This is a genomic window from Chryseobacterium turcicum, assembly GCF_021010565.1.
Lineage (GTDB): Bacteria > Bacteroidota > Bacteroidia > Flavobacteriales > Weeksellaceae > Chryseobacterium > Chryseobacterium turcicum.
This window is the reverse complement of the sequence record NZ_JAJNAY010000001.1, coordinates 1018426-1038049: the sequence shown is the minus strand read 5'-3', so window position 1 is coordinate 1038049 and position 19624 is coordinate 1018426. Positions and strand designations below refer to the sequence as shown.

Here is a 19624-nt window from a genome sequence, read left to right as displayed (position 1 = left end):
TAAAAAACATTAACACTAAATACATAATTACAATTCACTACATAATATTATCAATATAGAGTCACATATTTTCTCATGAGCCGAAATATTTTGTTATTTTTGTGCATACAAATTTTAGATAATGCCAAACATTTCAAACAGAGCACAACAGATGCCGCCTTCGCCAGTAAGAAAACTGGTTCCTTTTGCTTTACAAGCTAAACAAAGAGGTACAAAAGTATATCACCTTAATATCGGACAACCTGATATTGAAACTCCAGAAACAGCTCTGAATGCTTTAAAAAACATTGATTTAAAAGTATTAGAATATGCCCTTTCAGAAGGAAATATTGAATACAGAAAAGCATTGACAGAATATTATCATTCTTTAGATTTTACAGACCTTACTCCAGATAATTTCATTGTGACTAATGGTGGCTCTGAAGCTTTAAATTTTGCCATTTCTACGCTTTGTGATGATGGTGATGAGGTAATTATCCCAGAACCTTACTATGCAAATTATAACGGATTTACAAGTACATTCAATGTAAACGTAGTTCCTGTTACATCTTCTATTGACACTGGTTTTGCCCTTCCTCCGATTGAAGAATTTGAGAAAAAAATTACTGCAAAAACAAGAGCGATTGTTATCTGCAACCCTGGAAATCCTACAGGATATCTTTACACTCGTGAAGAACTTCAGAAATTAGCCGAAATTGCTTTAAAATATGATATTGTTATCATTTCTGATGAGGTTTACAGAGAATATGTGTATGATGGGAAACAACAGGTTTCAATGTTTGCTTTTCCTGAATTGGCAGAAAACTGTATCATTATCGATTCTGAATCTAAGCGTTATTCGATGTGTGGTGTAAGAATCGGATGTCTAATTACCCGTTCAAAAAAAATACACGATGCTGCAATGCTTTTTGCACAGGCAAGACTGAGCCCGGTACTTTTGGGACAGATTGCTGCAACTGCTGCTCACCAAAATGACGGAGCCTACATCAGAGCGGTAAGAGAAGAATATACTCACAGAAGAAATGTTTTGGTTGATTTACTGAATGCAATTCCGGGAGTTATTTGCCCTAAACCAAAAGGAGCTTTTTACTGTGTTGCAGAACTTCCGGTAGACGATACTGAAAAATTCGCTCAATGGCTTCTTGAAAAATACACCCTGAATAACGAAACCATTATGGTTGCGCCAGCAGGAGGTTTTTACAGCAATCCTGAGCTAGGAAAAAAGCAAGTTAGAATTGCTTACGTTTTGAAAGAAGAAGATTTAAGAAAAAGTGCAGAGATTTTAAAACATGCACTTGTAAAATACAAATTAGAGTTTAATCTTTAATATTACAAAGATGTCGGCAGTAAAAATAAGTGATTTGAAAATTTTCGTTTCAATGTTTTTACTGCTGATTTTTTTTTCATGCAGTGATAAAACTGTTGATAAAAGTTCGGATGCAGAAACCGAACACATCACATCCATTAGTTTGGCGGAGATTGGTGGTCAATTGGGACATTATAAAGTTATAAAAGCAACAAAAGACTCCATTCATTTCGAAACCGGAACAACCTCAACAAAAAAGCACAACGAATGGCATTCGGCTATAAAACCTGAAACCTGGAAAAGCTTAGTTTCTTCTTTTAAAATCAAAAAATTAGACAGCATCAAAAGCTCACCAAGCATTCAGCCTATTGATGGGATTGACGAAAGTTTTCAGATTAAAACCAACAAAAAATCTCACGTTTACGTTAATGCATACAGCGATATCAACTATAAACAATTTGCTGATTTTAAATTACAACTCAACAGAATTCTCCCAAAAGAATATCAATAAACATTTTATTTAAATTCTAATATTTACCCAATCTAATGCTGGAAAATTTTTCATTAAAACCTTTTAATACTTTTGGTGTAGAAGCCAACGCAAAATATTTCGTTGAGGTAAATTCTGTAGAAGAATTAATAGAAACCCTCAAACCCTCAAACTCTCAAGCTCTCCCACTTCTATTCTTAGGTGGCGGCAGCAATATTTTGTTTACTAAAGATTTTGAAGGCCTAGCGATAAAATTAAACTTAAAAGGAATTTCTGAAGAATTTTTAAATGATAACGAAGTTTTAGTAACCTCAAAAGCAGGAGAAAACTGGCACGAATTTGTGATGTATTGCCTGAGCAAAAATTATGGCGGACTTGAAAATCTTTCTTTAATTCCCGGAAATGTAGGAACTTCACCGATGCAGAATATCGGAGCTTACGGAACGGAAATAAAAGACCATTTTGTAAGTTGTAAAGTTTTAAACCTACAAACATTGGAAGTAGAAACTTTTGATTTAGAAAAATGCAGATTCGGGTACAGAGATTCTATTTTTAAGCAGGAAGGAAAAAACCAATATGTGATTTTGGAAGTAAGTTTTACATTAACCACTCAAAACCATACCATCAAAACCGAATACGGTGCTATACAATCTGAATTGGAAAATTTAAATATTACCAACCCAACAATTCAGGATGTTTCAAAAGCAGTAATTAACATCAGACAAAGCAAACTTCCAGACCCTAAAAAGATTGGTAATGCAGGAAGTTTTTTTAAAAACCCTACCATTCCTTTAGCACAGTTTGAAGATTTAAAATTAAAATTTGAAAACATTCAAGGATATCCGAACGGAAATTTTGTAAAAGTTCCTGCTGGCTGGCTCATCGAACAATGTGGCTGGAAAGGAAAACAAATCGAAAATGTAGCGTCTCATCAATTACAGTCTTTAGTAATTATTAATGCCACAGGAAATGCGACTGGAAAAGAAATTTTTGATTTTTCAACCCTAATTATTGATTCCGTAAAAGAAAAATTCGGGATTGAACTAGAGCGAGAAGTCAATATTCTTTAAACCCTCATTCTTTCATATTTTTCATCTGACATTTATCAGTTATTTTAATTTGTTCTAAATAAATTTCATATCCGCTGATTTAATTCATATTTTTGCGGTCGATTTTGCTTTCGATAAACTAAAATAATGACGATCAGGCTTTTAACATTTATACTACTTTTTTTCTCGGGCTCTCAACTTTTATTAGCTCAAAACGAGAAATTACAATTAAACATTAGTATTTCGGGTGAAAACCAACAAAAACTAAAAGGTGTTTCTATAAAAAGTTCTCAAACCTCAGCGACTACCGATGAAAATGGTCATGCGACACTAGTTTTAAGCGAAGGGAAGCATCACATAAAAATCATTCACACCAATTATCAGGAAAAAGAGTTTGATGTTACTTTAAACAATTCAAAAACACTTAATTTTCAGCTTCAGCCTGTAGATAAACTTGAAGAAATCGTTATTTTTTCTAAAGAAGGTAAGGGCTTAGTAACAAAAACCATCATCGACCGAAAAGCGATGGAACATTTGCAACCCTCAAGCTTTACAGATTTGATGGAGCTTTTACCGGGTGGATTGGCAAAAACCCCGAATTTAAGCGTTAACAACAGACCTGCCCTTCGTGAAAACAGAGGCAATCTTTCATACAGAACCACAGAATACAACACGAGTGCTCTGGGAACTCAATTCATGATTGACGGAAATGTAATCAACTCTAATGCAGATATGCAGGTTTCTTTGGATAAATCACAATTTGGTTATTCACCTGAAGCAAGAGAAACTGCAACCACCGGAGTTGATATGAGAACCATCTCAACCAATGATATCGAAAAAGTAGAAATCATCCGAGGAATTCCTTCTGCATCATATGGAGATTTAACTTCCGGAGTGATAAAAATTGAAAGAAAAATTGGAGAATCTCCTTTGCAGGCAAGATTTAAAGCAGACGGTTTCAGCAAGCAATATTACGTAGGGAAAGGATTTAAAATCAATGAAAACTGGCAAATAAGTGCAGGAGCAGATTTTTTAGACTCTAAAGCCGACCCTACCGATAATTTTGAAAACTACCAAAGAATGACCGCTTCTATTCGGTCGAAAAAGAAAAGCACGCTTTGGTCTAATCCTCTAGAATGGCGCTCAAACATCGATTTTTCATCCAATATCGATTCTAAAAAAAATGACCCTGATAATGGTGTTCCAGACATTGACCGATACAAACAAACCAGAACGAGAATAAGCTTTACCAATAATTTTATTTATAATTTAAATAAGGCCTCATTTTTTGATAAAATTATTTTTAATACCGCCATCAGACAAGGATTTGAAAGAATAGATCAGACCAAACTGGTGCAATTATCTGGGCCTAGGTCTTTTTCTTTGGCAACTGAGCAAGGAGAAAACGTGGGTGTTTTTCCGGTGCTGCGATACATCAGTGAATACAGCACAGAAGGTAAACCACTTGACATTACAGCCTTACTTCAAACTACAGGAACAAGAAATACTTTTGGAATCAACCATCAATATGAAGCCGGTTTAGACTGGAGGTTTTCTAAAAACAACGGAAGAGGTTTGATTTACGATATGAACTCACCTTATACCGCTGACTTAAGTAATTCTAGACCAAGACCGTTTAATGATATTCCTGCCTCAAATTTAATGGCTGCATTTTTAGGAGATCAGATGAGCTATGCGATCGATCAGCATAAATTTACTTTATACACCGGATTCCGATTTTCAAAACAAATGGGAATAGACAATTCTTACGCCATCAGCAAAAAAGTTTTTGTAGAACCTAGACTAAATCTTCAGTACAATCTTCCCCATGTAATGATTGATAACGCTCCTTTAAAAACGGATGTTACTATTGGATACGGACAATTTTACAAGCAACCTACTCTTTTGATGCTATACCCCAACAGAAAATACTGGGATTATACTCAATTGAATTATTATCACAATGATGCTCAATATCGTTACGTCAATTTTATGACGTATGTACAAAATCTTGAAAACAAAAATCTTGAAGCCGCTAAAAGCATCAAAAAAGAAATAAGACTTGATCTTTCTTATAAAAATCACAATTTTTTCTTCACCTATTTCAAAGAAAATATGGCGAATGGTTTCCGCCCGATGAAACAGACTGTTCTTCACACCTACAAACAATATGATGCATCACAAGTAGATCTTTCACAATGGAATAACGGGCCTAATTTGGCCGACACTCCTTACACTGACCGAAAAACTAATGCCGAATATACAGTCACAGAAAATGGAAGTGAAACCATTAAAAACGGTATTGAATTCGGATATACATCACCACGTTTTAAAGCGATTAACACAAGATTTACTTTAAGTGGAGCCTATTTTAAAACACAATTAAGAAACTCAGTTCCTATTGTATTCAGACCAAATGCATCTATTGGTTCAGACGGATTTCCTTACTATGGAATTTACCAGAATGATGACGGTTATGTGAATTCTAATATGAATTACAATCTTTTTATCGACACTTATCTTCCTAGTTTAGATTTAACAATCTCTGCATCATTCCAAGGAAGTATATTTGATCATCAAAGGAAAGACCAGCGTATTGCAGAACCTATCTCTTATTACGGAATCGACGGTATTATTCACCCTTTTACCGAAGCAGACAAAACAGATACGTACAAACAATGGCTGGTAAGAAACGTTTCTGTAACCGATAATATGCCGACAGATTACACCTTTACGATTATAGGAAACTTGAAAATCACTAAAAGTATTTACAAAGCTCTTCGTACATCAATGTTTGTGACGCGAATTTTCAACTATAGCGCACCTTATACTTTCAACAATGTTACGGTATACCGAAAAGGTGCTAATACTCCTTATTTCGGAATGGAGCTGAATTATAATTTTTAAAATAAATAGTAATACATAGCAAATAGAAAACGACATGAAAAAAAGAGTTATACTAATAAGCTTAGTAGCAGCGATGGCAACAGGATTTACCGTTACATCATGCTCAAGTGATGATGATTTTGGAGTAACCGCAAAACAAAACGGTGTATTGACACTTAATTTTACAGGTGAAAATATTACAGAATACATCAATTTGGAGGTAGAAATTATGGAAATCAATACCAAAACCATAATTAAAAAAACACTAAATAAAGAAAATGCGCATTCTTTTGAAGTTGCTTATGGTTCATATAAAATTACAGTAAACGGTGTTGTAATTGCCAGCAACGAAGAAGTAAGAGCTGCAGGTACCGGACAAACAGATGTTACTTCAGCTGTTAAAAATCTTACAATTCCTTTGTTTGTAAAAAAATTCCATGAAGATTTTATCATTGAAGAAGTTTTTTTCGCAGGGGTAAAAACATCCGACAACAAAAATTACAATTCCAGCCGTTATTTTAAAATTACTAACAATACCAATAAGATTCTTTTTGCGGACCAATTAATCATCGGACAGTCTGAATTTTTGACAACAGATGACAAAAACCCAACTCCTTACAACAAAAATTTATCTTTTCCCGTAAAAGGAGTAATGGTATTGCCTGGAAGCGGAAACCAATATCCAGTACAGCCGGGAGATTTTATTGTGATTGCAGACAATGCGATTAATCACAAACAGAATACAAGTACAGCCTACGATTTGCACAACGCAGATTTTGAATTTCCATCAACAAAAAACACATCTTTGGGACAGGTAGATAACCCAAGTGTACCAAATGCAGATATCATTTTTACAAAAATGGGTTTTGACGATATGTTTTACCTTCACAACAGAGGTTTTGAAAGTTATGTAATTGCAAGATTCCCAGTTGGAGAAAATAAAGACAGCTTCCTTAGCAAATACAAATACGATTATACTTATGTGAATAGTGCTGGTGCTGTAAAGCCTGAAAGTACTTATGCCATCCCTAATTCATGGATCATTGATGCTGAAAACAATTCTGTGCCGACAAAATTCATTCATACATTAACTGCTCCAGGTATTGACTCAGGGTGGACTTCTGTTGGAGCCACCGATAGCGATGCCAATCGTTTTGGAAAATCAGTAAGGCGTAAAACTGCAGGAACCATGACCAACGGTAAAAATCTCTACATGGATACCAACAATTCTACCAACGATTTTACCAAAGATGCAGTACCAAGTTTAAAAGACGGTATTCAACATTAATAAAAATTAGTATTTGAATAATACTTAAAACTATGCTCAATTTAAAACATTCTTTTTCACTGATGATTATAGCTCTTGCTTCGCTTTCTGTAAAAGCGCAGGACAGCATTCAGCTTTATCAGAAAATCAATAATCAATACAGTATCGAAAGAAATTTTAGAAGTCAATTTTACTATAATCCGGCAAATAAGTCGGATTATAGTTCTTCTTCATTCTCAGAATTTAATGTCGGCTATCATAATGATAATCAAAAAGTATATCGCCAGCAGCTTGGTGCAGGTGAAAAAGGTTTAACTGTCAATGCAAAATCTTTTTTAAAACTCAATCCAAATCGTACAGTCTGGGGAAATGCAAGTTATCAAAATTTGAAAAAAAGACCTTTCCGATGGAATGAAAATTTAGATTATGAACGCATTGCACCCTATACAACCGCAGACTCTCTCGGTGGAAGTTTAAATTTGGAACGCTACTATTTTGCTGGAGGTTTATCTCAGAAAATCAATAAATGGACTGTAGGTGGTGAAATAAGTTATCTTGCACAATTAGGGTACCGCAGTCGCGATCCGAGATTAAAAAGTACAACATCAGATTTATCGGTAAATGCAGGAGTAAACTATACAATTTTCAGAGAATATGAATTGGGAGTTTTTGGATCATTCAATAAATATACTCAAAACAGTTCTTTAAATTTCCAAAGTGTTTTAGGAAAACCTTTTGTCTACCAAATGGTAGGATTGGGTATTTCAAATTACTTTTTCAGCGGTGGTGTAAATCCTACCCAAACTTTTGAGGAGTTTGGCTATAAAGGAGGAGCTCAAATAAGCAATCGACAAGGAAAAGACTTTTACCTTCGTGCTTCAGCAGGACGCTCAAACAACACCAAGAGTCATCGTGATAGTGGCTCAGGTACAACTTTTGAAATTTCAGAACTTGAAAATAAAAATCTTGAGCTAGAAGGAGCAAAGTTTTTCACTCTTAAAGAAAAACACAGAATCGGAGTTTCAGCCAACTACAAAGCTATTGTAAGAACGGGGTCAGAATTTGGATATTCTGCAAACACCAATGCTACCCAACAAATATTTAAAAGAAAATCTTACCGTTCAGAAAATTTTGTAAGCTTAGTAAAAGTTTTGTATCAGTACAATACTGATAATTTTACAGTGAGCGCTTCGCCATTTTTTGGGTATGAAGAAATTAAAGAAAGAAATCTTTATCCTAATTCAGGGCAGAAATTTGAATATTCGTATTTTGGTCTTACTGCAGATTACCGTCAGTCAATTAGTACCAATCAAACGATTTCATTTCAACCTTATTTTTCTAAAAGAATGGTCAATAAGTCAATCAATGCATTGAGCCTTATGGAAAGCAAGGAAATTAATGAGTGGATATTGCATGACTACAACTTCCAGGCAAGCGACATCAGTACTTTCGGAGCGTCTTTAAGATATGACATCAAATTGGAGAAACTTCCGGCATTTTTTGTAAGTGCAGAATATCAATCACAGAAAATTCAGAAAAAAAACAATAATTTTGTCGGCGCAAGTTTAGGAATTACATTTTAAAATGAAAAAAGGTATTTATTGGGGTTTAGGGTTAATGATCATTTTTCTGTGGAGTTTTACTTCAAAAGTAAGCACCGACCTTTCCAACATTCAGGATCCATCTATTGAGGATATTGTAAAAAGTTACAAAAAGGCGATTGTAGAATGGCCAAAACCGAATATTGATCACGGTGTAAAGTGGCAGGAATTTGCCGCTATTAAAACAGATTCTGCTTATTTCACAGAACAGGATAAACCGAATGTTATTTTAGGGAAAATGCTTTTTTTCGATCCTAAATTATCAAAATCCAATCAGATTTCATGCAGCACTTGCCACGACCCCGAAATGGGATGGCAAGACCGAAGACGTGTTGCCGTTGGAAACGATCATCTTTTAGGAAACAGAAATACCATCTCTCTTTACAATATTGCCGAAAGAACTTCTTTTTTCTGGGACGGAAGAGCAAAAACTCTTGAAGAGCAAGCTTCCGGACCACTTGGAGCGCACCACGAAATGGCAATGGATGTGAAAACACTGCCTGCAAAAATCCAAAATATAAAAGGATACAAACCGCTTTTCAAAAACGCGTACGGAACCGAAAAAGTAACCTACGATAAAATTGTAAAAGCTATTGCCGATTTTCAGAAAACCATCAAAAGCCAGCCTAGTCGTTTTGATAAATTTTTGGAAGGAAAATACAGTTCGTTAACTGACGAAGAAATCTACGGGATGCATATTTTCCGTACCAAAGCACGTTGTATGAATTGCCACAGCGGAAAATATTTGACTGACGAATCTTTCCATAATATTGGTTTAACGTATTACAAAAGAAAATATGAAGATCTTGGCTTGTACAATATCACCAAAAAAGCAGAAGACGTAGGTAAATTTAAAACTCCACAATTAAGAGATTTAGCATTAACTCAACCTTGGATGCATAACGGTCTTTTTGATGACCTAGAAGGCGTTGTCAATATGTACAACAGCGGAATGCACCAACTAGACCCAAACGCAGAGAAAAAATTGGCAGATCCGCTTCATCCGTCTACAGATCCTTTATTGCAGAAATTAGATCTAAATAAAGAAGAAATAAAAGCTTTGGTTTCTTTCCTTGAATCTCTCTCAGGTACAAAATATAAAATGAGAAGACCGGAGTTTCCTGTGGAATAAATTAATTTCTTTTTAAAACCAATTCTTCGTTCGTTTTAACAGAATAGCTTATTTTAGTTCAAATTTTCTAAAAAGCTATGGCTGGTAAAAAATCTTCTGATAAAGAGTTAAAACAAACGATTCAGAATCATATTAATAAAACGCATTACGTAAAAGTTTACTTCTCCGAACAATGTCCTGAAAAACTCACATCAGGCTTCATTCTGAATATTTCAGATCATTTTTTGATGATTCAGGAATCTCATAATTTTACTTTAGATGGAATAAAAATTATTCCTTACAACAGAATTGAAGGAACCCGTCACAAAAAGTTTGAAAAAACTTCTGAGAAAATATTTTCAGAAGAAGGTTTGATAAAATTTAATCAAAAAATTACCAATAATACTTCATTAAAGAATTTCGAATTATTATTTAAATCTCTAAAAAAGCAAAAATTCCACTGCATTATCGAAAGTTCCACAAAAAAGAAAAATTTATTTTCAATTGGTGAAATTTTAGAAATAAATGAAAAATCAGTAGTCATTAAAAATTATGATGCTACCGGAAAAATTGAAAAAACACCTGACAAAATTCTATTTAAAAACATTAATTTCATAACTTTTAATGACCTTTATTCTTTGACATTCAGAAAATATTTAATCGAATAAACAACCAACACAAATATGAAAATCGCCATCATCGGAGCCGGAAATATGGGTTTATCTTTTTCAAAATCTTTTTTGAAATATGACCTCATCAAACCTGAAAACCTACACCTTATTACAAGAAGCCAATCGAACGTTTTAAAAATAAAAGAAGAGTTTCCCAAATCCCAAATTTCTGTGTTTGAAGACGTGAAAAATTTGGATGCCGATCTTATCATCATTGCTGTAAAACCTCAGGATTTTCAAAAAGCAGCGGAAAGTTTTCAGTTTTCTTTAAATGAAAATCAGATGATATTATCGATTATGGCGGGAATTAAAATTGAAAAAATCCAGACTTTACTCAATCATAAATTCGTTGTAAGAGCCATGCCTAACGCTCCTACTCTTTTAGGAATGGGAATTACAGGTTACACTTCTGCAGAAGGTATTTCTTTTCATCAACTCATGAATATCGAAAGACTTCTAAACAGCACCGGAAGATCGGTCTATTTGGAAAATGAAGATTTACTCGATGGAGTTACTGCCCTTTCAGGAAGCGGACCTGCCTATTTTTATTATATTGTAGATGCGATGATTAAAGCCGGAACAGCAATGGGAATCGATGAAAATCTTTCTAAACTTTTTGTAAAACAAACCATGTTGGGTGCTTATCATCTCATCAATAATTCTGATAAAAGTCTTGAAGACTTGATAAAAGATGTAGCCTCAAAAGGTGGAACAACCGAAGCCGCATTGAAAACCTTTGAAGAAAATGATTTCAAAAAAATTCTGCAACAAGGAATTTTGAATGCTGAAAAACGCGCTAAAGAATTGAATGGTTAAATTTAAAATATGGTCGCACGCAGATTTCGCTGATGAAGCAGATTTTATTGAATATTTTAAATCTGCGAAATCTGTATAATCTGTGAAATTTTTTAAAGTAAACAATTCTAAAAACCTCATTGGGATTCCTGCGGAATGACAAACTTGACGTTAAATTATTCAACTACAAATTTCCTAAATTTAGTTTCAAGCATTCTTTTCATTTGCCATCCTAAAAAAACACCAAACGTATTCAGAATAACATCATCAACATCAAAAACTCCTAATCTTGAAAAATACTGCAGTGCTTCTATAATCACAATGGTGGAAACAAAAGTTATGATGAGACTTTTCAAATTATTTAACTTAGGAAAAACCCAACCTAAAAAACCAAAGGGAATAAACATCACCACATTTCCCAAGACAATTTTAACAATATCAAACCAACTTATTGTATCTTGAATAAACCAAACTGTTGAAATAATTGGCTTAATTCTTACAATATGATCCTCAAACTGCATTCTTCCCATTCCAAAAAACATTAAATAGAGAAGAAATACCGTAAAAGGAAGAATGATAATTTTATAAAATTTCTTTAACATCATTTGCAAAGTTATTCATTTCAAAAGCATTAAATTTGTGTGTTAAACTAATTTAATGAAATACGTCTTACTTACGCTCATTTCAGCGATGTTGCTCTCGGTTTCGTGGCCGACTTACGGAGTTCCGTTTTTTATATTCTTTGCCCTCGTTCCGCTTTTAATGATGGAACACGATGTTTCTAAATTTTCAAAATACAAAAGAAAAAGCTGGGTCGTTTTTGGTCTTTCTTATCTATGTTTTGTAATTTGGAATATTGTAACAACAGGTTGGCTGTATGGCGCAAAAAATCCGGATGGAAGTCATTCGCTGCTTGCCGTTGTATTTCCTGTTTTGGTTAATTCTCTTTTATATTCTCTTGTTTTTCAATGCTATCATTGGTATAAAAATGCTCAGGGGACGTATTGGGGAATGGCTTTTTTGGTAGCAATCTGGATGAGTTTTGAAAAATTTCATCTGAATTGGGAACTAACCTGGCCTTGGCTGAATCTGGGAAATGCTTTTTCAGATTATCCAAAACTGATACAATGGTATGATACGTTGGGTGCAACCGGCGGAAGTTTCTGGATTTTGATTGTTAATTTATTGATATTCTATACCATCAGAATTTGGCAAGCAGGAAGGAAAAGAAAAGATTTAATCATAAATATTTCGGCAACTGCACTATTAATTGGTCTTCCGATGATTATTTCATTGATAAAATTTAATCAATTTAATGAAAAACCGATTGGTGAAGTCAGTGTTTTAATGTTGCAGCCTGACCTTGATCCTTATGGGGAAAAATATTCTAAAGACAGCATTACCATCCAGAAAGAGCTTTTAGAGCTCGCTGAAAACAATACCAAAGGAAAAATTGATTATTACATCGCTCCGGAAACTGCAATTCCGGGAAGAGGTTCTATTTCAGAAACGGCTTTTGAAAAAAGTGAATTGCTCAACAATGTAAAAGCTTTTCTTGCTAAACATCCAGGGTCTGTTTTTACAACAGGAATTTCTTCTCACAAATATTTTTTAGATAAAAATAATTTACCAAAAGACGCCTACCCTATCAATGACAGAGTTTGGGTAGAAAGCTACAATTCGGCAGTGCAGATTATTCCGAATCAAAAAGTGGAAGTTTATCATAAAGGAAAACTCGTTCCTGGAGCTGAAATTTTCCCGTATGTCAATGTTTTAAAACCAATTTTGGGCGATGTAATGCTTGATTTGGGAGGAAGCGTTGTTTCGCTGGGAACCGATAAAGAACGTGTTGCTTTTTCAAACCCTTACAATAAAGGAAAAATTGCCCCAATTATCTGTTACGAAAGTATTTATGGTGAATTTGTAACCGATTATGTAAAAAAGGGAGCCAATTTCCTCGGAATTATGACGAATGATTCTTGGTGGGGCGTCACCCAAGGTCACAAACAATTGCTTTCTTATGCAAAACTAAGAGCGATTGAAACCCGAAGAGAAATTGTACGATCTGCAAACAGTGGAATTTCGGCACATATTAATGCAAAAGGTGAAATTTTAGAAGATACTTTTTATGGCGATCAGACTGCGCTTTTTGCTAAAGTGAATCTTTATGAAGGTGAAACTTTCTATGTAAGAGCGGGAGATTTCCTTTCGCGAGTTTCGATTTTTGCTTTAGGATTTTTGCTGTTTTATTTTTTGATTAAAACAGTTCAGAATAAAATGAAGAAAGAAAACGGAAAATAAATCTCCAAGATAATCTGACTCTATTTTATTTTAGTACATGACAAAAACTTAAAATCTCTTTTTAACCGCAAAAGCATCAAAAAAATGATTGGAAAAAGAGAAATTCAAAAGTTTACAAAATGTTTTTTTAAAACTTTATCACTTGTTTGTTAGCTTTTGGATGACTTATCCACTATAAAATCTTTTGTCACTTTTGCAGTTAAAAAAATGTCCTGTACTAAACTATTTTATATACAAAAACCAGCCAAAAGGCTGGTTTTCTCTGTTTAATTTAAGTTTAAAATCAAAATCAAACTACTATTTACTTGATGATTAGTTTTTGGGTTATCCAGTTGTCTTTAATTTTAATTTTCAGGATGTACATTCCTTTTGGAAAATCCGAAACAATGATAGATTGATCACTGTTGAGTTGTACATTGAGTTTTTTACCTTCCATTGAGTACATTTCTATTGCAGAGGCTTTTTCGCCTTTAATAAAAACTTTTTCAGATGCCGGATTTGGATATATTGACAATTGAGTTTTTGAAGAGAAATCAGTTACGTTTAATGTATTTTCCACAGACGGATCAGAATAAACTTTTGAAGCATCGATTGACCTTACATTCCAATACACATTTTGAATAGATGAATCAAGCGTTAAAAACCAGGAAGGTGTGGTCACAATATATTTTGCGACATCTTGCGCTCCCGGACTTGTTCCTACTTTAATTTCATACTGTAAAGCATTCGCAGGAGTTTTATCGTCTGCAGCACCATTCCATGTAAAATTGAATGTATTTCCTGTTTTACTTACATTCAAGTTGGTTGGAGCCGTTGGTTTTAAATTGATTTCGGTAGATGTATTTTTATACAATTTGGTGAATGAATTTAAGTCTGGATCTGCCCAATCGAAACCGGTCATTAAAACATCCAAATGATTGTTTCCGTCATAATCGAAGAGCTTTATATTTCCTGATCCGCCTAAATTATATAAAGAAGTATTGCTCGCTTTTGTAAAAGATTGAGAAGCCGGATTGTAAAGAAAAACATTCACCAATCCGTCATTATTTTTATCATCACCAATGACTACAAAATCGTAATACCCATCATTATTAAGGTCACCTACATCTACACTTGAAGCAGAAAGCCCTTCTCCGGAAATTTCCTGAGTGATAAACTGACCGGTTCCGTCATTCATAAAGACACCAAGATATTCATCATAGTTTCCATCCTGACCAATCGCCACCAAATCTAAAAACCCATCTGCATTGAAATCTGCATAAGCCAATTTCCCGCTCGCTAAAGGTAAAAGAGTTTGAGATTCGTGAAGTCCTGTACTTGAATTGAGATACGTTTTAAAAACCGGATCTGTATTTTTATCATATCCAAAAATGACGACATCCAACAATTGGTCATTATTCAGGTCTAAAACTTTAAAACTTCCGTTTTGAGTTCCGGGAAGCCAAGATTGAGTCAATTGAAAACCGTTTCCTGAGTTTTCATAAAGGCTTAAATCATAAACAAAACCAGTTCCATTCACATATTGAGGTCCGTTGATTGCATAATCTTGTTTACCGTCGTGATTTAAATCAAAAACTTCTATTGAACCAAAAGTTTTTCCGGCAGTATCTTCCACTTTAGAAAAACCTGTTCCGTTATTCAAAAAACGATAATGCTTATAATTAACAATATCTTGATAACTCAATCCTGTAGAAACAATATCGAGTAAGCCATCATTATTATAATCTATAAATTTAATATCTCCTAAATGAGTAGCATCAATCCCTAAATATCCATACTCTGAAAAAACACCGTTATTATTGGTATAAACCTCATTGAAGGTAAGATCAGCAGAACCATCAGCATCAGTATCTATCGCTCCATTATATATTACATCCGGCTTTCCGTCATTGTTAAAATCTCCAATATCACTAGACCCGTAATAGAAATTTTTGATGTTGCTGGGAACTTCAGAAAAAGTTTGAGCCTGGAACATCATGGGAAGAAGAAAGGCAAAAATAAATAATCTTTTCATTTTATTTTTATTTAGATTAATTAAAAACAAAGATACTATCAAATATTATTTCAGGTATAAAATGGAGACTGATATTTATCACATGCCCGCATCTGAGAGACTTTAAAGAATGTAAATGAATTGGTAAGTCATTAAAAATGATAAATATTTATTATAAAATTTACACAAAGACTTGTCTATCTAAAAAAATCTTCGTTATTTTGCAACCTCAAATATTATACAAATAAGAACATCGAGATATGTCAAGAATTTGCCAGATAACAGGAAAGCGTGCAATGGTTGGTAACAACGTTTCCCACGCTAATAACAAAACGAAGCGTCGTTTTGAAATTAACTTATTGGAAAAGAAATTTTACCTTCCAGAGCAAGACAAGCACGTTACGCTTAAAGTTTCAGCTCATGGATTGAGAATCATTAACAAGATTGGAATCGAAGAGGCTATCGAAAGAGGCATCAGAGAAGGATTGATTAAAAAGAACTAAAATCATGGCAAAAAAAGGAAATAGAGTTCAAGTAATACTTGAATGTACAGAGCACAAAGAAAGCGGTATGCCAGGAATGTCTAGATACATTTCTACAAAAAATAAAAAGAACACTACAGAAAGATTGGAATTGAAAAAATACAATCCGGTTCTTAAGAGATCTACCCTTCACAAAGAAATCAAGTAATTTATAAATATAATTTACCATGGCAAAGAAAGTAGTAGCAACCCTACAAAGCGGACAGTCTAAGAAAATGACTAAAGTCGTGAAAATGGTGAAGTCTTCTAAATCAGGAGCTTACGTTTTCGAAGAAAAAGTAATGAATGCAGACGAAGTTGAAGGTTATTTGAAAAAATAATTCAGAACTTTATTTACAATACAAAAACTACTCATATTTTGGGTAGTTTTTTTGTTATCTTTGTTCTTCTAAGCTGGAAGCCAGAAGCTAAATGTAGCACTCATACCTAAACTGTAGAATTGCAAACATCCCACTTCCATCACCCAGCCTGCAAGATTAATCAATAAAATTCCAGAATTCATACAATGAGTTGGTTTAAAAATATTTTCAAAAAAGAAGAAAAAGAAACTTTAGATAAAGGTTTGGAAAAATCTAATCAGGGTTTCTTTGAAAAAATGACTAAAGCCGTAGTCGGCAAAAGCAAAGTAGATGATGAAGTTCTAGATAATCTAGAAGAAATATTGATTGCTTCTGATGTTGGCGCTTCTACAACCATTAAAATCATTGAGAGAATTGAAGAACGTGTTGCCAGAGACAAATATGTCGGCGTAAACGAATTAGACGAAATTCTACGTGAAGAGATCTCTGGACTTCTTTTGGAAAACCCTCATGCAGGAAGTGGAAACATTGATACGAGTAAAAAACCATACGTTATCATGGTTGTCGGTGTAAATGGTGTAGGAAAAACTACCACCATCGGAAAATTGGCACATCAGTTTAAATCTGAAGGTAAAAAAGTAGTGTTAGGAGCTGCAGATACTTTCAGAGCTGCCGCTGTAGATCAGCTTGTCATTTGGAGTGAAAGAGTGGGTGTTACGATTGTAAAACAGGAAATGGGTTCAGATCCTGCTTCTGTGGCTTTTGATACTGTACAAAGTGCAGTTGCTCAAGATGCCGATGTCGTAATTATAGACACCGCAGGAAGACTTCACAATAAAATAAACCTGATGAATGAGCTTTCTAAAATCAAGAGAGTGATGCAGAAAGTAATTCCTGATGCTCCTCACGAGATTTTGTTGGTTCTTGATGGTTCTACAGGTCAAAATGCTTTTGAACAGGCAAAACAGTTTACAGCAGCTACTGAAGTGAATGCTTTAGCCGTAACAAAATTAGACGGAACAGCAAAAGGCGGGGTTGTTATTGGTATTTCAGATCAATTTCAGATTCCGGTAAAATATATAGGTGTTGGAGAAAAAATGCAAGACCTTCAACTTTTTAATGGTACAGAGTTTGTAGATTCGTTCTTCAAGAAGAGATAAATTCTTTTTTTGAAAACAAATCATTCAAATTTATTAACATTAAAAAATTAAAATCATGGGAATTTTAACATGGATTATCTTCGGACTTATTGCAGGTGCAATTGCAAAAGCTTTACACCCTGGAAAAGACCCTGGAGGATGGATTATAACAATAATTATTGGCATTTTAGGAGCTATGCTGGGAGGATGGCTTGGTTCTATGATTTTCGGAGTAGACGTAACAGGATTTAACTTTTCTAGTTTTCTTGTTGCTATTGGAGGATCTGTTTTACTTCTAGCAATCTATCGAATGGCTACCAGAAAATAAAACATAGTTTTATTTAAAAAGCAAAATCCCGATTTGAAAATTTCAAATCGGGATTTTTTATGAACAATATAATTTAGTCGATTTTGATTCTGTAAGGCATTTCCATTTTTACCTCAGATTTTAATTTCTCACTGGTAAGCTGTTCTAAAATTTCATAGTTGGCTTTACCAATTTTATTTTTAATCACTCTTGCAGAAATATCATCTTCATTCATATCTTCAAAAATCTGCTGAAAAGCCGTCATCTTTTTAGGATACGAAGCAACATTGTAAGATTTTAAGTTTGCTTTCTGTGCCGCAAATTTCACAGCATCATTTAAAGTTCCTAATTCGTCTACCAAACCTATTTCTTTTGCACGAACTCCACTCCAAACTCTTCCACCACCAACATTATCAATCTGCTCGAAAGTTTTCTTTCTGTTTTGAGTCACAAAATGAACAAATCTTTTGTACGTACCTTCTACACTTCTCGTCATTAAGTTTACTCCATAAGGCGTAAGACCGTGCAATGAAGAATAATAAGCAGAATTGGCATTGGTAGCAACAATATCAGAACGCACTCCGTTTTTATTGGCAATATCTTTAAAGTAAGGCAATACTCCGAAAACTCCGATAGACCCTGTTAAGGTATTCGGTTCAGAATAAATTTTATCAGCCCCCATTGCAATATAATAACCACCTGAAGCCGCATAATCACCAAAAGATACTACAAGAGGCTTCTTCTTTTTTAATTGTTGAAGCTCGAATAAAATCTCGTCAGAAGCATTGGCACTTCCTCCCGGAGAATTAATTCTTAAAACAACAGCTTTCACGTTGTCATCTTCCTGAAGATCTTTGATGTATTTAATATATTTTTCAGAATAAATATCGTTGTATCCATCTCCATTATTAATAGAACCTGATGCATATAAAACCGCTACTTTTTCACCTGAGCTATCGTTATCATTAAATGAAGCGATATATTTTTGAAGCGAAACTTTGTTAAGTTTATCTTTATCAGCAATACTCAACTTTGTTTTGATAATTTGATCATACTCAGTTTTCTGAATCAGTTGATCAGCCAATTTATATTTTACCGTTAAATCTGGAATCATTCCATATAAACTATCTACTACAGTTTTGAATTCCTCAGCTTTCATTTTTCTTGAAGCAGCCATTTTTGATGAAGTATTTCCCCAAATATCATTTAATAAGGTACTCAACTGCTCCTGATTTTCTGGCGAGATATCATTTCTTAAAAACGGCTCTACCGCAGATTTGAACTTTCCGTGACGGATTACTTCAATCCCAATACCATATTTTTCGGCAAAATCTTTGAAAAAGGTAACTTCAGTAGCCAATCCTTTAAGCTCAATACCTCCAGATGGATTAAGATAATATTGATCTGCAACAGAACCTAGATAATATGAAGACTGAGAAACAGAATTTCCATATGCATAAACAAATTTCCCGCTCTTTTTAAAGTCTTCAATAGCATTTCTCAAATCATCAATCTGAGTAGTTCCTGCACTAATATGATCAGTCTCTATACTTATTCCTTTAATATTATCATCATCTTTAGCTTTATGAATAGCTTCTACAGCATCATAAATAAGGATGTTTGTATTTTTATTTTTGATATTAAAAATACTCTGCTCTTCTTCTGTGGGACTATCAATAATAGAGGTCTTCAGATTGATTGTTAAAACAGAATTCTTTTTTACATCAACAGATTTCTCACCACTCATAGAGCCGACAACTATCATGATAATAAAAAAGAAGAAAAACACGAAGCATAATATGACTATAGCCACTATATTTGCTAATACATTTTTAAAGAAACTCTTCATAAATAATCTTTTTTCTAT

General features: G+C 33.9%; 18 protein-coding genes. 15 read left to right on the top strand and 3 right to left on the bottom strand.

The window, feature by feature from the left end:
- The first annotated feature begins 121 nt into the window (after positions 1-121).
- The 9 genes from LO744_RS04805 to proC all read left to right on the top strand — a co-directional run bounded on the left by LO744_RS04805 (position 122) and on the right by proC (position 11197).
- Complete coding sequence (locus tag LO744_RS04805; RefSeq protein ID WP_230667438.1) at positions 122-1327, top strand: pyridoxal phosphate-dependent aminotransferase; 1206 nt, start codon at positions 122-124, stop codon at positions 1325-1327.
- 34 nt (positions 1328-1361) lie between these two features.
- A complete protein-coding gene (locus LO744_RS04800; protein WP_230667437.1) occupies positions 1362-1817 on the top strand; it encodes a hypothetical protein in 456 nt (151 codons plus the stop codon).
- A gap of 35 nt (positions 1818-1852) precedes the next feature.
- Complete coding sequence (gene murB, locus LO744_RS04795; protein WP_230667436.1) at positions 1853-2866, top strand: UDP-N-acetylmuramate dehydrogenase; 1014 nt, start codon at positions 1853-1855, stop codon at positions 2864-2866.
- A gap of 126 nt (positions 2867-2992) precedes the next feature.
- Positions 2993-5752: a TonB-dependent receptor gene (locus LO744_RS04790; RefSeq protein ID WP_230667435.1), complete on the top strand. Its 2760-nt coding sequence runs from the start codon at positions 2993-2995 to the stop codon at positions 5750-5752.
- Between the two features lie 34 nt (positions 5753-5786).
- Entirely contained in the window at positions 5787-7019 is a 1233-nt protein-coding gene (locus LO744_RS04785) for a DUF4876 domain-containing protein (protein WP_230667434.1), read from the top strand.
- 62 nt (positions 7020-7081) lie between these two features.
- Positions 7082-8581, top strand: a complete 1500-nt coding sequence (locus LO744_RS04780) for a DUF6850 family outer membrane beta-barrel protein (RefSeq protein ID WP_230667433.1) — start codon at positions 7082-7084, stop codon at positions 8579-8581.
- 1 nt (position 8582) lies between these two features.
- Positions 8583-9731 carry a cytochrome-c peroxidase gene (locus LO744_RS04775; RefSeq protein WP_230667432.1) on the top strand — a complete coding sequence of 383 codons (1149 nt, stop codon included), beginning with the start codon at positions 8583-8585 and terminating at the stop codon, positions 9729-9731.
- A gap of 77 nt (positions 9732-9808) precedes the next feature.
- Positions 9809-10378: a hypothetical protein gene (locus LO744_RS04770; protein ID WP_230667431.1), complete on the top strand. Its 570-nt coding sequence runs from the start codon at positions 9809-9811 to the stop codon at positions 10376-10378.
- A 15-nt stretch (positions 10379-10393) separates the two neighbouring features.
- Positions 10394-11197, top strand: a complete 804-nt coding sequence (gene proC, locus LO744_RS04765) for a pyrroline-5-carboxylate reductase (protein ID WP_230667430.1) — start codon at positions 10394-10396, stop codon at positions 11195-11197.
- Between the two features lie 155 nt (positions 11198-11352).
- Here the strand turns inward: proC and LO744_RS04760 are convergent, their stop codons facing one another.
- Positions 11353-11781 carry a VanZ family protein gene (locus tag LO744_RS04760; protein ID WP_317207246.1) on the bottom strand — a complete coding sequence of 143 codons (429 nt, stop codon included), beginning with the start codon at positions 11779-11781 and terminating at the stop codon, positions 11353-11355.
- Between the two features lie 52 nt (positions 11782-11833).
- On the opposite strand from LO744_RS04760, the gene lnt reads away from it, so the two are divergent.
- Positions 11834-13477 carry an apolipoprotein N-acyltransferase gene (gene lnt, locus LO744_RS04755; RefSeq protein WP_230667429.1) on the top strand — a complete coding sequence of 548 codons (1644 nt, stop codon included), beginning with the start codon at positions 11834-11836 and terminating at the stop codon, positions 13475-13477.
- Between the two features lie 301 nt (positions 13478-13778).
- Here lnt and LO744_RS04750 read toward each other — a convergent pair whose 3' ends face one another.
- A complete protein-coding gene (locus LO744_RS04750) occupies positions 13779-15491 on the bottom strand; it encodes a T9SS type A sorting domain-containing protein (RefSeq protein ID WP_230667428.1) in 1713 nt (570 codons plus the stop codon).
- Positions 15492-15730: 239 nt separating this feature from the next.
- On the opposite strand from LO744_RS04750, the gene rpmB reads away from it, so the two are divergent.
- The 5 genes from rpmB to LO744_RS04725 all read left to right on the top strand — a co-directional run bounded on the left by rpmB (position 15731) and on the right by LO744_RS04725 (position 17778).
- A complete protein-coding gene (rpmB, locus tag LO744_RS04745) occupies positions 15731-15973 on the top strand; it encodes a 50S ribosomal protein L28 (RefSeq protein ID WP_034760742.1) in 243 nt (80 codons plus the stop codon).
- A 4-nt stretch (positions 15974-15977) separates the two neighbouring features.
- The gene (gene rpmG / locus LO744_RS04740; protein WP_027373683.1) at positions 15978-16160 is read left to right on the top strand and encodes a 50S ribosomal protein L33; all 183 of its coding nucleotides are present in this window, start codon (positions 15978-15980) and stop codon (positions 16158-16160) included.
- Positions 16161-16179: 19 nt separating this feature from the next.
- Entirely contained in the window at positions 16180-16332 is a 153-nt protein-coding gene (locus LO744_RS04735) for a DUF4295 domain-containing protein (RefSeq protein ID WP_089853914.1), read from the top strand.
- Positions 16333-16517: 185 nt separating this feature from the next.
- A complete protein-coding gene (gene ftsY, locus LO744_RS04730) occupies positions 16518-17471 on the top strand; it encodes a signal recognition particle-docking protein FtsY (protein ID WP_230667427.1) in 954 nt (317 codons plus the stop codon).
- A gap of 55 nt (positions 17472-17526) precedes the next feature.
- The gene (locus LO744_RS04725) at positions 17527-17778 is read left to right on the top strand and encodes a GlsB/YeaQ/YmgE family stress response membrane protein (RefSeq protein WP_230667426.1); all 252 of its coding nucleotides are present in this window, start codon (positions 17527-17529) and stop codon (positions 17776-17778) included.
- A gap of 73 nt (positions 17779-17851) precedes the next feature.
- Here the strand turns inward: LO744_RS04725 and sppA are convergent, their stop codons facing one another.
- Positions 17852-19606, bottom strand: coding sequence for a signal peptide peptidase SppA (sppA, locus tag LO744_RS04720; RefSeq protein ID WP_230667425.1), 1755 nt, complete (start codon positions 19604-19606; stop codon positions 17852-17854).
- Positions 19607-19624: the final 18 nt, after the last annotated feature.

Bases quoted from the DNA above. Each gene is read 5' to 3' on its own strand.
- LO744_RS04805 (WP_230667438.1), top strand. From the start codon at position 122: ATGCCAAACATTTCAAACAGAGCACAACAGATGCCGCCTTCGCCAGTA.
- murB (WP_230667436.1), top strand. From the start codon at position 1,853: ATGCTGGAAAATTTTTCATTAAAACCTTTTAATACTTTTGGTGTAGAA.
- LO744_RS04790 (WP_230667435.1), top strand. From the start codon at position 2,993: ATGACGATCAGGCTTTTAACATTTATACTACTTTTTTTCTCGGGCTCT.
- LO744_RS04785 (WP_230667434.1), top strand. From the start codon at position 5,787: ATGAAAAAAAGAGTTATACTAATAAGCTTAGTAGCAGCGATGGCAACA.
- LO744_RS04780 (WP_230667433.1), top strand. From the start codon at position 7,082: ATGATTATAGCTCTTGCTTCGCTTTCTGTAAAAGCGCAGGACAGCATT.
- LO744_RS04775 (WP_230667432.1), top strand. From the start codon at position 8,583: ATGAAAAAAGGTATTTATTGGGGTTTAGGGTTAATGATCATTTTTCTG.
- LO744_RS04770 (WP_230667431.1), top strand. From the start codon at position 9,809: ATGGCTGGTAAAAAATCTTCTGATAAAGAGTTAAAACAAACGATTCAG.
- proC (WP_230667430.1), top strand. From the start codon at position 10,394: ATGAAAATCGCCATCATCGGAGCCGGAAATATGGGTTTATCTTTTTCA.
- LO744_RS04760 (WP_317207246.1), bottom strand. From the start codon at position 11,781: ATGATGTTAAAGAAATTTTATAAAATTATCATTCTTCCTTTTACGGTA.
- lnt (WP_230667429.1), top strand. From the start codon at position 11,834: ATGAAATACGTCTTACTTACGCTCATTTCAGCGATGTTGCTCTCGGTT.
- LO744_RS04750 (WP_230667428.1), bottom strand. From the start codon at position 15,491: ATGAAAAGATTATTTATTTTTGCCTTTCTTCTTCCCATGATGTTCCAG.
- rpmB (WP_034760742.1), top strand. From the start codon at position 15,731: ATGTCAAGAATTTGCCAGATAACAGGAAAGCGTGCAATGGTTGGTAAC.
- rpmG (WP_027373683.1), top strand. From the start codon at position 15,978: ATGGCAAAAAAAGGAAATAGAGTTCAAGTAATACTTGAATGTACAGAG.
- LO744_RS04735 (WP_089853914.1), top strand. From the start codon at position 16,180: ATGGCAAAGAAAGTAGTAGCAACCCTACAAAGCGGACAGTCTAAGAAA.
- ftsY (WP_230667427.1), top strand. From the start codon at position 16,518: ATGAGTTGGTTTAAAAATATTTTCAAAAAAGAAGAAAAAGAAACTTTA.
- LO744_RS04725 (WP_230667426.1), top strand. From the start codon at position 17,527: ATGGGAATTTTAACATGGATTATCTTCGGACTTATTGCAGGTGCAATT.
- sppA (WP_230667425.1), bottom strand. From the start codon at position 19,606: ATGAAGAGTTTCTTTAAAAATGTATTAGCAAATATAGTGGCTATAGTC.